The organism is Herpetosiphonaceae bacterium, assembly GCA_036374795.1.
In the GTDB taxonomy this organism is placed as follows: domain Bacteria; phylum Chloroflexota; class Chloroflexia; order Chloroflexales; family Kallotenuaceae; genus LB3-1.
In genome coordinates this window covers 1-13,784 of the sequence record DASUTC010000226.1, presented here as the reverse complement: position 1 = coordinate 13,784, position 13,784 = coordinate 1, and the positions used below count along the sequence as shown (strand labels likewise).

The 13,784-nt window shown below is 64.7% G+C and carries 8 protein-coding genes; 5 read left to right on the top strand and 3 right to left on the bottom strand.

Features of this window, described 5'->3' with window-relative positions:
* The first annotated feature begins 89 nt into the window (after window positions 1-89).
* From VFZ66_17130 to VFZ66_17120, 3 genes are all read left to right on the top strand, one after another.
* Window positions 90-809, top strand: coding sequence for a hypothetical protein (locus tag VFZ66_17130; GenBank protein ID HEX6290911.1), 720 nt, complete (start codon window positions 90-92; stop codon window positions 807-809).
* Between the two features lie 165 nt (window positions 810-974).
* The gene (locus VFZ66_17125; protein ID HEX6290910.1) at window positions 975-2,108 is read left to right on the top strand and encodes an ArgE/DapE family deacylase; all 1,134 of its coding nucleotides are present in this window, start codon (window positions 975-977) and stop codon (window positions 2,106-2,108) included.
* A 129-nt stretch (window positions 2,109-2,237) separates the two neighbouring features.
* On the top strand, window positions 2,238-3,290 hold the full coding sequence (locus tag VFZ66_17120) for a hypothetical protein (protein HEX6290909.1): 1,053 nt from the start codon (window positions 2,238-2,240) through the stop codon (window positions 3,288-3,290).
* 133 nt (window positions 3,291-3,423) lie between these two features.
* On the opposite strand, the gene VFZ66_17115 is transcribed toward VFZ66_17120, so the two are convergent.
* The 3 genes from VFZ66_17115 to VFZ66_17105 form a co-directional block, all read right to left on the bottom strand.
* The gene (locus VFZ66_17115; GenBank protein ID HEX6290908.1) at window positions 3,424-4,965 is read right to left on the bottom strand and encodes an ATP-binding protein; all 1,542 of its coding nucleotides are present in this window, start codon (window positions 4,963-4,965) and stop codon (window positions 3,424-3,426) included.
* A gap of 3 nt (window positions 4,966-4,968) precedes the next feature.
* Entirely contained in the window at window positions 4,969-5,655 is a 687-nt protein-coding gene (locus tag VFZ66_17110; GenBank protein HEX6290907.1) for a response regulator transcription factor, read from the bottom strand.
* A gap of 154 nt (window positions 5,656-5,809) precedes the next feature.
* Window positions 5,810-6,439 (bottom strand): hypothetical protein, encoded by a 630-nt coding sequence (locus VFZ66_17105; GenBank protein ID HEX6290906.1) that lies wholly within the window; start codon window positions 6,437-6,439, stop codon window positions 5,810-5,812.
* Between the two features lie 261 nt (window positions 6,440-6,700).
* Between VFZ66_17105 and VFZ66_17100 the strand changes: the two genes are divergently transcribed.
* Together VFZ66_17100 and VFZ66_17095 are read left to right on the top strand one after the other, a co-directional pair.
* A complete protein-coding gene (locus VFZ66_17100) occupies window positions 6,701-7,510 on the top strand; it encodes a hypothetical protein (GenBank protein HEX6290905.1) in 810 nt (269 codons plus the stop codon).
* A gap of 804 nt (window positions 7,511-8,314) precedes the next feature.
* On the top strand, window positions 8,315-13,784 hold a 5,470-nt coding region (locus tag VFZ66_17095; GenBank protein ID HEX6290904.1), incomplete at its 3' end, for an amino acid adenylation domain-containing protein.

Here is a 13,784-nt window from a genome sequence, read left to right as displayed (position 1 = left end):
AATACGTCAGACTACCGTGGCCGGAAAAGCAGCGGCTCGACAGGGCGCTACAAACGCATCCACCCCCCTCAAAGGAGAGAACAAGGGCAATGCTGAAAGGAACGCTCACGCTGAACCGCAAGCTGCTGCTGTGCTTCGTCGCGCTGATCTTCTCGAGCGCGGTCGCCTCCGCAGCACCAGGCACTCCGGGCTTCTACCGCGTCAGCGATTCGACGCATAATCTGTATGTGCGGATGAATGCGGGCGGCTTTGTGATCGGCACCGTGGCAGGAAAAAACAGCCCCTACTTCCCCAACAAGACCATCTCGGACGGCTTCTATCTCAAAGATACCGGCGATGGCTTCTGGCAGTGGGGCTATGCCTATGGCACCACCAACCTCTGTGGCTGGATCGAGGGCAACTATCTCAACCCGACGCGCCTCTCCAATAGCGAGCCGTCCTGCCCCAACCCGAAATACACCGGCGGCGGTGGCTGGGATTCGCGGAATCACCTGCTGACCTACTATGCCTCGCAGGTCAACGACTGTGGCGCTTCGGGCGATGCGTGCAGCGGCAGCAACAGCACGATCGTCCCGGTCAATGGCGGCGGTCAGTGGGGCCTGTACGGCAACTATTTCTCCGGCGGCTTCCACTATCAGTATGCCAACGTCGCGATCAATAGCTCGACCCGGGTCGGCTGGCGCTATGTCACCAAAGACAGGCAGGCCGTGCTGATCCACGATGTGACGCATGGCATCTGGGGCTTCGTGCCGCGCGGGGCGCTGCCCTACTGCCTGCCTCACACGGGCGGCAACTCGATCTGCGGGTAGCCGCGACCGAAGAAGCTTGCGCGCAGACGCGCACTCCCATTGGCGGCGGGGCCCGGGCCTCGCCGCCGCGCTGTGTCTGCGATACCCATGAGCCTGGCCCACGATTGGCACGTTTTCGACGACATGCGATAATCAGCCCATGACCACACATCAAGGATGAATTGCATGAACGAGGTGACAGCGTTACTCTCCGATCTGGTCGCGATCGACTCGATCAATCCCGATCTGGTGCCGGGCGCGGTAGGAGAGCAGGCCATTGCGGGTTTTGTGGCCGCCTGGCTTGAGCGCGCCGGGCTGGACGTGACGATCGACGAGCCGGTGCCGGGGCGGCCAAGCGTGGTTGCAATGGCGCGGGGTAGCGGCGGCGGGCGCTCGCTGATGCTCAACGCGCACATCGATACCGTCGGCGTCACCGGCATGGAGCAGCCACATAATCCAAGCATTATCGGCAACTACCTCTACGGTCGCGGCGCGTACGACATGAAGGGCGGTCTGGCGGCGATCATGCTGGCAGGCGCGGCTGCCAGACGCCATCATCTGCGCGGCGATGTAATCGTGACCGCCGTGGCGGACGAGGAGTACCAGAGCATCGGCACCGAGTCGATCGTCAAGCGCTGGCGGGCAGACGCGGCGATCGTCACCGAGCCGACGCAGCTACAGGTCTGTATCGCCCACAAAGGCTTTACCTGGCTGGAAGTCGAGACGACCGGCGTGGCGGCGCATGGCTCGCGCCCGGATCTTGGCGTGGATGCGATTGCGAAGATGGGCCATGTGCTGGTGGTCCTGGAGCAGCTTGATCGGGAGTTACGGGCAGCGCCGACCCATCCACTGCTGCGCAGCGGCTCGCTCCATGCATCGCTGATCCGGGGCGGGCAGGAGGCGTCGAGCTATCCGGAGCGCTGTACCGCGACGATCGAGCGGCGCACGATACCCGGCGAGACACAGGCGATCGTCGAGGAGCAGATCCAGGCGGTGCTGGATCGCATCGCCGCCGCCGATCCCAGCTTCAAGGCCACCTTCCGCACCACCTTCGTCCGGTCGCCCTTCGAGGTGGCCGCCGACGCGCCGATCGTTGTGGAGCTGGCCCGGCAGGCGCAGCGGCTGCTTGGCTCCGAGCCGAAGCTCGTCGGCGAAACGCCCTGGATGGACGCGGCGATCCTTTCGGCGGCGGGCATTCCCACGGTGGTCTTCGGTCCCAGCGGCACGGGCGCTCACGCCGTGGTGGAGTGGGTCGACCTCGATTCGGTCGAGCAGTGCGCAAACGTGCTCCTGGCGACGGCTGTCGAGTTTTGCGGATAGCATGCTCCTGCTGGCATGGCCCCAGGGAATGCTGCCCCCTAGACAGCGCTCCACGATCGTGCTATACATGTTTTTACAAACTTTAAACTACGGAGCGCCGATTTCGCCAACATCCGCCAGGAGCACCAGATGACACGAACAAATACCTTCTTCGCAGCGCTCATCGGCCTGTTCGTCGCTCTCGCCACCGTCGCCGCACGCCCCGTAGAGGAGCAGCAGATCCAGGCGGCGACTACCGGATTCCTGCCGCTGACCGAGATGGGATCGAGCACCTATCTCGGCTTTTCGGGCGGCCTCTACCCCAACGCCAGCAACATCATGCCCAGCGATCACCAGAGCGTAGGCCTGGACCGCGCCCGCGCGATCCGCCCGCTGGACACGCAGGGCAATCCCAGCGCGAGCGGCAAATACGTCATGCTCTCGATCGGCATGTCCAATACCACCCAGGAATTCTGCTCGCAGAGCGGCGCGCTGCCCTGCGACTGGTGGACATTTATGGGCCAGGCCGCTGCCGACAGCACCGTCAACAAAGGGCATCTGGTCATCGCCAACGGAGCGCAGGGCGGCAAGGCGGCAGCCTACTGGGACTCGCCCGCCGATCCGGATTACAATCGCGTGCGCGACAACGTGCTTGCGCCGCAGAGCCTCTCGGAAAAACAGGTCCAGATCGTCTGGGTGAAGGTCGCCAACCCAGGACCAACCACCTCGCTGCCGTCATCATCCGCCGACGCATATATCCTTGAGCAGCAGATGGGTAATATCGTCCGGGCGCTCAAGGTGCGCTACCCCAACGTGAAACAGGTATTCATCTCTAGCCGCATCTACGCCGGATACGCCACAACCACCTTGAACCCTGAGCCCTACGCCTACGAATCGGGCTTTGCGGTCAAGTGGCTGATCGAGGCGCAGATCCGGCAGATGCGCACCGGCACGATCGATCCGCAGGCTGGCGATCTGAATCACACTACCGTCGCGCCGTGGGTGGCCTGGGGCGCGTACACCTGGGCAGACGGCACCAACGCCCGATCCGATGGCCTGACATGGCAGCAGGCCGACTTCCAGAGCGATGGAACCCATCCTTCGCAATCGGGTGAGCGCAAAGTCGGTAGACTCCTGCTCAACTTCTTCAAAGCCTCGCCGGTGACGCGGTGCTGGTTTGTTGTCGGCGGAACCTGTCCATAGTTTCGGGTTCAGGCCCTCACCCCAATCGCCGCCCAAAGGGCACCCGGCCACCCCTCTCCCATCGCCTATGGCACAGGAGAGGGGAAGCTCGGTTCTCTACCCTTTGTTCTTTGTTCTTTGTTCTGGCTCTCCGTCAGGCGAGGCGGCCACCACCCGTCGGCGCGGGCAGATGTTGAGCCAGACCGACGAGCGGCAGCGTCAGCGTAACCGTCGTGCCCTGGCCGACGCTGCTGCTCAAGGCGACATGTCCTCCATGCGTCTCGACGATGCTCTTGACGATCGACAGGCCCAGGCCGGAGCCGCCGCTGGCGCGAGCGCGCGCCTGATCGACGCGGTAGAAACGATCCCAGACATGCGGCACGTCCTCGGCGGGAATGCCCACGCCCGTATCCGCGATCATCATCACGGCAGCATCGTGGCGCTTCGTCACCGTCACCGCGATGCTGCCGCCCTCCGGCGTGAATTTGCGGGCGTTCTCCAAGACATTCAACAGCACCTGCCGCAGCCGGTCGGGGTCGCCGCGCACGACGATGCCGGGCACAAGCGTGAGCGACCACTGGTGATGCGGCGCGAGGCCGCGAAACTCGTTGATCGTATCCTGCACCAGCGCGCCAAGCTCGGTATCTTCGCAGCGCAGCCGTGGATGCGCATCCAGCCGCGAGAGCGTCAGCAGATCGTCTACCAGCCGTCCCATGCGCTCAAGCTCGCTGTTCATCCGTTGCAGCGAGCGGCGCTGCTGCGCGGGATCGGAGGCCGCGCCGAGCATCAGCAGATCGACGTTGCCGCTGACCACTGTGAGCGGCGTGCGCAGCTCGTGAGCGGCGTCGGCGATGAAGCGGCGCTGTGCGGCGAAGGACCCCTGGAGCTGCGCGACCATCTGATCGAATGTCGCGCCGAGCACGCCAATCTCGTTGCGGCTGCGTAGTCCCGTCCGCGCGTCGAGATCGCCCTGCCCGACACGCTGGCTGATGCCGACGACGCGCCGCAGCGGATTGAGGATCGTGTGTGTCGCCCAAAAGCTGAGCAGCAGCGCCGTGAGCGCCACCAGCATCGTCCCGCCGACCAGAACAAAGGCGAGCCAGCGCAGCAGCGTGTACATCTGTTGTAGTGGCGTCGCCACCTGGAGCACGCCGACGAGCCGGGCGCTATCGTAGATCGGGATCAGCACCGCGAGCTGCTGATCGAGGCCGTGATAGTCGGTGTAGCTGACCTGCTGATCGCCACGCAGCACGCGCTCGAAGACCCGGCGATCGGGCGCTGGCGGCGCGGATAGCTCCGGTGGTCCAAAGCGCCGACTAAAACCAAATCGGTTCTTCGCGGCCTCGACTGTCCCGCGCAGCGCAACCGTGCCGTCGGTCTGATACACAACCGCGCTCGTGTCCTGCGTGGACAGCGCCTCGACGATCGCCTGTAGCTCCGTCCGCAGCGCATCGCTCAGCGGCGCGCTGGGCAGCCGCGACCACGGATCGAGAGCGCTGGTCGGTGGCAGCTCGGCGCTGTCGTCCAGCAGCATGAGCGCGCGCGTACGAAGCTGCTCCGCACTCTGATCGAGCAGAAACGCTCGCACCGAAACAAAGAGCACCGCGCTGAACACCACCAGCAGCAGCACCATCATCAGCGTCACCGCCAGCGATAGTTGCAGCCGCAGCGACCAATTTGCCCACCGTTGGCGCATGCTTTAGCCTCGAATCATATAGCCGACGCCGCGCACCGTCTGGATGCGCTGCCGATCGCGATCACCCAGCTTCTCGCGCAGCGCCGAGATATGCACCTCGACCACGTTGGTATCGCCGACGTACTCGTAGCCCCAGACGCGATTGAGCAGCGCCTCTTTGGTCAACACCTGATTGGGATGCGCCATCAAGGCTTCGAGCAGATCGAACTCACGCGGCGTCAGATAGACCGGCGTATCGGCGACGCTCACCTGATGCGTGTCGCGGTCGAGACGAATATCGCCGCTCTGCAACATATGCGGCAGCGCGATCCGCCGCCGACGCAGCACCGCCCGCACGCGCGCCAGCAGCTCCTTGAACTTGAACGGCTTGACCAGATAATCGTCCGCGCCGCTCTCAAGACCGCGAACCGTATCGTCCAGCTCGTCGCGCGCCGTCAACATCAGCACGGCGATGTCATCATCACGTCGCAGCCGGTCGAGCACGTCGAAGCCATTCAGGCCAGGCAGCATCACGTCGAGGATCACCAGATCGGGACGAAAATCGCGCACAGCCTGAAGCGCGGCAGAGCCATCGTCGACCGTGCGTATGGTATAGCCCTCGTAGGTCAGACCCGTCTCCAAAAATTCCGTGATCGTGGGCTCGTCATCGACCACCAAGATCCGCACGTCACGTACGTCAGAACGCTCCATAGGCCGCCTTCGCTATGCATCCACCGGTAACTCGTAATGATCGCCTCATCCCAAGTATACCGCTCTTGTGAAGCAGCACGCGCAGAAACGCGCGGCGTCCCCAAGCACGCCGTTTGACGTGGTTGGGGACAGTGCATTGTCGATCGATATGTGGCTACAATATCCGCGTCTCGCCGGTCGCCGGAGGTTCGGGCGGCGCGCCCGGCTCCTGGCTCGACGGCGGCGCTGGCTGCGGCGGCGTGTAGGGCTGACCCTGCTGTTGCTGTGGCGGGGCAGGCGGCTGCGCCTGGTATGCCTGTGGCCCGCCAGCGGGATGGCTGTACTGAGCACCGCCTGGCCCGCCCCAATGCCCTGGCCCACCCGGCCCGCCCCAGTGCCGTGGTCCGCGCCGCCGACCTGAGAGTAGCCACAGGCCCGCGCCGATCAGCAGCAGCGGCACGATCAGCCGCAGCCCGCCGAACGGAAAGAAGAACGGAGCGAAGTGTCGTCGCTCGCCAAAGCCGTGCCACTCCCTGCCGTGGCCGCGAGCATCTGGAGCAGCCGGTGCCTGCTCAGCCTGTGGCGCGGCTCGCTCAGCTCCCGCTTGGGGCGCGGCCTGAGGTGCCTGCTGGCGATAGCCGGGACCATACTCGCGCCCGAAGCCGTCGAAGCCCAGCCAGGGACCGCGCGGCCCGCCAAAGAACAGCGCGCCCAGCCCAATCCCGATCAGCAGCGGCAGCAGCCAGAAACCTCCGCGCGGCCCACGCCTGAACCATGGCCCGCGACCATATTCACCTGGATGCATGTGTCTCCTCCTTAAGCATGTGCATTGCTCATCGATCGTAATGGCTGTAGTGTAGGCAGCGCAGCTTAAGAAACCGGCGGCGATTTCTAAAGATTTCCTGAAGCTCTACCGGGCCGCGTGGCACAGGCACGATCATGTTATGTCAACGATACTATCGTGTACATTGCCGTTTCGCATCAGGCATGCTATGCTCGCGGTCAGGTCGGCGCGTTGACCACCGGATAACCGCTCCACTGGCAATCCAGCGAACAAAGGAAGATCATGCACAAGCATAGACCAGCAGCATGGCCGATCAGCATAGTCGTCGTCGCGCTCCTTGGGCTGGCCTCCAGCAGCGACATCGGCAGCCAGGCGCCAGGTGACAGGCAGCGCGCCGACAGCGATAAGGACGCCTCCAAGAGCGAGCTACGAGTGCTCTTTATCGGCAATAGCCTGACCTACAGCAACGACATGCCCGCGATCGTCGAGGCGCTGGCAAAGGCGAGCGGAGAGCGGCGGCTGGTCCATAAAACGATCGCATCGGGCGGCGTTGGGCTTGAGGACCACTGGCATCAAGGCCCCGCGCGCAAAACGATCGCGCAGGGTAGCTGGGATGTGGTTGTGCTTCAGCAGGGTCCTTCCGCGCTGCCGGAAAGCCGCACGATCCTGCTCGACTACTCACGCCGGTTTGCGGAGGAGATTCGCCGCGCCGGGGCCAGGCCCGCGCTGTATATGGTCTGGCCCGCCACCGACCGCTTCCGTGACTTCGATCGCGCCAGCGAATCGTATCAAATCGCCGCCAAGGATATACAGGCCATGCTCTTCCCGGCGGGAGAAGCCTGGCGGGCAGCCTGGCGGCGCGATGCCAGGGCCGCGCTCTACTCCCGCGACGGGCTGCATCCGTCCGTTTTCGGATCGTATTTGACCGCGCTGGTGGTCTATGAGCAGTTATACGGCAGCGCTCCCACGAATCTCCCACCACGATTGACCGTCCAATCCAGATCGGTACGGCAGATCGAGCTACGGCCCGACCAGATCGAGCTGCTGCGGGTGGCGGCGCAGGAGGCGAATCAGAAGTTTGGGCGACGCTAGTCCGCACCGGCTGATACGCTCCCAGACAGGCAGCGACACGTCGTTGAGGCAGGAGCAGCGCTAACATTTGACAGGCGTGTATCTTTTGACTTATATTTATATTATTGAGGCTTTCGGAGACAATGAGGTCATCGCCCGATCAGCTTGATCCATTTTCCTTTCCCTGGTTTTTTCCACGAAACCAGATCGATGAGACGTAGCAGATGATACCCCGCATGGTACTCAACAGCAGGCAACTCAGGCAGCAACAGCATATCAGCGCGGCACATCTGCGAGGTCTGATGCCCTCGTCCAGCGCGGCTCACTCCAGCCAATTTCCGCCCGGCGGCAACACATCACCTCATCCCAGGCACAACCATCGAGCCATTGTCTCGGCAGCACCGTACCGTTTGCGCATGTTTTCCTGAACGACCGATGTAGAGCGTTGAGCCGTAACGCTTCTACGCGGCGTGGATCACGGAGGAATACATTCTGCTAACCAGCCCACAGGATACTCCACAGCCCGTTTAGCCCTGCCCACACGTTTGCCCGATACATCCCGCTTCGTCGCTCGTGGCGGAATCACGATCCGTGCGGCTCCAAGCCATAAAAATAGAGAACAGCCGCTTTCAGATCGGTACATCGGCTGTACAGGGAGCCGGTAGCCTGCTCCCGAGCGACAAGCTCATTCCAACAGCCCGTATCGTCGGGCTCTGCGGTGACAACGACTCCCCCCTGAGCGACATTGGTTGTCTCACCCATGCTCGACGCCGCCAGATCCGGTCGCACCGATCCAGCCACATCTTTGGAACAGGGAGCTACTCTATGTTCGATCCCGGCGACGGAACATCGATGAGCGAGTTTGTGGATCAACGCTCATTAGTCACCTGGAGCCACACGCGCCACACCGACCAGCAAGCGTCGTGCTTCTCGGCCCTGTTCGAGGCGCAGGCGGCACAGAGGCCCGAGTCGATCGCCGTCATCTACGGACAGCAGCATCTCACCTACCAGGAATTGAATCGGCGCGCGAACCAGCTTGCCCACTACCTGCGGCGGTTGGGCGTTGGGCCGGATGTGCGCGTTGGCCTGTGCGTCGAGCGCTCGCTCGATCTTGCGGTCGGTGTGCTAGGCATCCTCAAAGCGGGCGGCGCGTATGTGCCGCTCGATCCCACCTATCCCCCGGCACGCCTCCAGCTCATGCTGCAAGACGCGCAGACGGCGGTGCTCGTCACACAGCGGCGGCTGGTTGAGATGCTATCCCAGGGGGAGGCTGCCGGTCATGCGCGGCGGATTTGTCTTGACGCCGATGCGTCCATCATCGCCCAGCAGCCAGCCAGCGATCTCGCCAGCGGCGTGCTGCCCGATCACCTGGCGTATGTGATCTACACCTCCGGCTCGACCGGCAGACCGAAGGGCGTGCTGGTGACACATCGCGGGATCGCCAGCCTGAGCCAGACCCAGATCCGCAGCTTCGCGGTGACACCCGACGCGCGCATCCTGCAATTCGCATCGCTCAGCTTCGATGCCGCCGTCTGGGAAATGTGCATGGCCTGGCTTTCCGGCGCAGCGCTGGTGATCGCGCCTACCGACGCGCTGCTGCCCGGCCCGGCGCTGATCGACACGCTGCGCGACTACGCGATCACCACCGTGACGCTACCTCCGGCGGTGCTGACCGTACTACCGGATGCCGCCCTACCGGCGCTACGGACGATTATCGTCGCGGGCGAGGCATGTCCTGGCGCGGTCGTCGCGCGCTGGGCGGTGGGACGGCAGCTCTTCAACGCCTACGGCCCGACCGAAACCACGATCTGCGCGACAGTCTCCGACGCGCTGAGCGGCTCCACAGCCCCACCCATCGGGCGCGCGCTGCCGAACATGTGCGTGTATCTGCTGGATGCGCGGATGCAGCCGGTGCCGGATGGCGCGCCAGGCGAGCTGTGTGTCGGCGGCATCGGGCTGGCGCGCGGCTACCACCGGCGGCCCGACCTGACCGCCGAGCGCTTCGTGCCTGATCCGTTCAGCCAGATCGGAGGCGCGCGGCTCTACCGTACCGGCGATCTGGCGCGTTGCCTGCCGGACGGCAACATCGAGTACCTGGGGCGGATTGACCAGCAGGTCAAGATTCGTGGCTTTCGGGTCGAGCTGGGCGAGATCGAGGCCGCGCTGCGCCAGCATCCCGCCGTGCGCGATGCAGTGGTGCTGGCACGTGAGGACGGGAACGGCGACAAGCGGCTGGTAGCGTACGTCGTGAGAGAACAAGCGAACAAAGAACCGGAAACTCGAAACTCAGCACTCACAACTCGGAACGCCGATCTCCGCGCCTACCTTGCCAACTATCTGCCCGACTATATGGTGCCGCGCGCGTTTATCTTTCTCGACGCGCTGCCGCTGAATGCCAACGGCAAGCTCGACCGCAGCGCGCTGCCCGCGCCCGACAGCATGCGACCCGATCTCGATACGGCGTTTGTGCCGCCGCGCACGCCCACAGAGGCACTGCTGGCCGAGATCTGGGCGCAGGTGCTGGGCCTCGATCGGGTCGGAGTGGACGATCATTTCTTGCTGCTGGGCGGCCATTCCCTGGCGGCGACACAGGTCGTCGCGCGCATTCGCGACCGGCTGGCGGTCGATCTTCCGCTGCCGACGCTCTTCACGCTGCCCACGGTGGCCGAGCTGGCTGTGGCGCTGGACGCTGCCCGCGATGTGGGATCGATGCAGACCGAGGCGATTCCGCTTGCGCCCCGCGACGGCCTGCTGCCGCTGACGTTTGCGCAGGAGCAGGTCTGGCTTTTGCAGCAGTTGACGCCGACCAACCAGTCGTATAGCGCCCAGTCCACGCTGCGCTTCCGTGGCGCGCTCGATGTCGCCGTGCTGCGCCAAAGCCTTAACGCGCTGGTCGCGCGCCACGAGATCTTGCGGACGACCTTTCCTGAGATCGGCGGCCATCCCGTGCAGCGCATCGGCGATCCCTGGCACGTCGCGCTGCCACTCGTCGATCTCTCGTCGTCGCCTGAGGCCGAGCGCGAGGCCATTGTGCGGCAGGTGATCGACGCGGAGTTTTACGCGCCCTTCGACGTGGAGCGGCTGCCGCTGGTTCGCTGGACGCTGGTGCGGCTCGGACCCGACGAGCATCTGCTGATTCATGTCGAGCATCACTTCGTGCATGATGGCTGGTCATACGCGGTCTTTCTGCGCGAGCTGTTTCAGCTCTACCGCGCGGGAGTCACCGGCCAGCCAGCCGCCCTGCCGCCCCTACCGCTTCAGTTCGCCGATTACGCGGTCTGGCAGCGCCAATGGCTGCTCAGCGCCGAGGCCGAGCGCCAGCGCGCCTACTGGCGGCGCATCCTGGCGGGAGCGTCGCCCGTGCTTGAGCTGCCGACCGACTACCCGCGCCCGGCGATGCAGCGCTTCCAGGGCACGTCGGCGCGGATCGAGCTGCCGCCCGCACTGTGTACCGCCGCCCGCGCTACCGCGCAGGCCGAAGGCGTGACGCTGTACATGCTGCTGCTGACGGCGTTCGTCACGCTGATGCGACGCTACAGCGGCCAGACAGATATTCTGGTCGGCTCCGGCGTTGCGAATCGCCGGACCCGTGAGACGGAGACGCTGATCGGCATGATCGTCAACATGGTCGTGCTGCGCGCGAACCTGCCGGGCAATCCCACCGCCCGCGAGCTGCTGCGGCATGTCCGCGACGTGGCGCTCGAAGCGTACGCCCATCAAGACCTGCCCTTTGAGCAGGTCGTCGAGGCCGTCGCGCCGCAGCGCACGCTGCGCTACAACCCAATCTTCCAGGTCGCGTTCAACTTCCATGACTCGCCGCTGCCGGAGCTTGAGCTGCCGGGGCTGACCGTCGAAGTCAACGAGGCGCTCAGCAACGGATCGGCCAAGTTCGACCTGAACATCGTCGCGATCCCGCGCGCCGAGCAGCACCTGGGGCAGCGCGAGCGCGCCGCAGACGATGGTATCACGCTGGTCTGGGAGTACAACACCGACCTGTTCAGCGCCGCGACGATCGAGCGGATGGTCACACACTTTCAGGCGTTGATCGGGCAGATCGCGGCCAATCCTGAGCAGCGCATCGGCAACCTGCCGCTGCTGAGCGAGGCCGAGCGCCAGCAGATCGTCGTGGAGTGGAACGCCACCGCAACGCCCTATCCGCACGATCGCTGCATCCACCAGCTCTTCGAGGAGCAGGCCGCGCGCACGCCGGATGCGCTGGCCGTGGTGTGTGGCGACCAACGACTGAGCTACCGTGAGCTGGACCAGCGTGCCAATCAGCTTGCCCATCACCTGCGTGTGCTGGGCGTCGGCGGGCGTTCTCAGCGAGAGACGCTGGTGAGCGTTTACCTGGAGCGCTCGATCGAACTGATGGTGGCGATCCTGGGCGTGCTTAAAGCGGGCGGCGCGTACGTCCCACTCGACCCGGCCTATCCGACCAGCCGCCTAGCGTTTATGCTGGCGGAGACACAGGCCCCGGTGCTGCTGACGCAGCACCAGCTTCTCGACAGCCTGCCCACGTCTCAGGCTCAGGTGATCTGCCTGGACACCGCTTGGGAGCAGATTGCCGGACAGCCTGCGACAGCCCTACCGAGCAGCACGGCGGCGCACAACCTCGCGTATGTGATGTACACCTCCGGCTCGACTGGGCAGCCGAAAGGCATCGGCGTCATGCATCAGAGCGTCGTTCGGCTGGTCAAACAGACCAACTACGTCCGCCTATCGCCGGAAGACGTCTTCCTCCAGCTTGCGCCGATGGCCTTCGACGCGGCGACATTTGAGATCTGGGGCAGCCTGCTGAATGGCGCGCAGCTTGTGCTCTTTCCACCGATGGCCCCAACACTGGAGCAGCTCGGCGCGGCGATCGAGCAGCACGGGATCACGACGTTGTGGCTCACGGCGGGATTATTTCACCAGATGGTCGACTGGCAGCTCGCGGCGCTTGGTCAGGTCCGTCAACTGCTGGCCGGTGGCGATGTGCTATCGGTCGCCCATGTCAACCGGGCGCTGCGCGAGCTGCCGCGCTGCACGCTGATCAACGGCTATGGCCCGACCGAAAATACGACCTTTACCTGCTGCTACGTCATGGCCTACGGCGATCAGATCGTTGGATCCACGCCGATCGGCTCGCCCATCGCCAACACGCGGGTCTATGTGCTAGACCATTTCATGCAGCCGGTGCCGGTGGGCGTCCACGGCGAGCTCTACATCGGCGGCGACGGGCTGGCGCGCGACTACCACCGGCGGCCCGATCTGACCGCCGCGCGCTTCGTGCCTGATCCCTTCAGCCAGATTGGAGGCGCACGGCTCTACCGCACCGGCGATCTGGCGCGCTACCGCAGCGACGGCAACATCGAGTTTGTAGGGCGGATCGATGGGCAGGTCAAGCTGCGCGGCTTCCGCATCGAGCTGGGCGAGATCGAGACGGTGCTGACGCAGCATCCCGCCGTCCGTGAGGCGGTGGTCGTCGTGCGCGAAGAGAGCAGCGAGAAGCGGCTGGTAGCGTACGTCGTAGAACAACAGAACAAAGAACCGGAAACTCGAAACTCAGCACTCGCAACTCGGAACGCCGATCTCCGCGCCTACCTTGCCAACTATCTGCCCGACTATATGGTGCCAAGCGCGTTTGTCTTTCTCGACGCGCTGCCGCTGACCGCCAACGGCAAGATCGATCGACGTGCGCTGCCCGCGCCGGACTTCGAGCATCTCAAGCAGACGTATGTCGCGCCGCGCACGCCCGACGAGGAGACGCTGGCGGCGATCTGGGCGCAGGTGCTCAAGATCGAGCGGCTGGGCGTCCACGACAACTTCTTCGAGCTGGGCGGTCACTCGCTGCTGGCGACACAGGTCGTCGCGCGCATCCGCGATGCCTTCAAGGTCGAGATGCCGCTGCACACGCTCTTTGAGTCGGCGACGGTCGCGGGGCTGGCCGAACAGGTAGCGCGGCTGCAAGCCGACAAGGCAGGCGAGGCAGATGCATCGGGAGGCGCGCGCCCGGACACAGCGCCGCTCGCGCCAATCGGCAGCCAGCGCCGGGAGGGCGTGCAGCTTCCGCTCTCGTTCGCACAGCAGCGGCTCTGGTTCCTCGATCGCTTCGAGCCGGGCAGCCCCGCGTACAACATCTGCCGCTCGCTGATCATGCACGGCAGCCTCGATGTCGCGGCGCTCCACGGGAGCCTGAAGACGATCGTGGAGCGCCACGCGGTGCTGCGCACCACGTTTGTCGAGCACGCGGGACCGCCCGTACAGGTGATCGCGCCGACGTTGGAGCTGCCCCTGCCGCTGGTGGACCTGCACC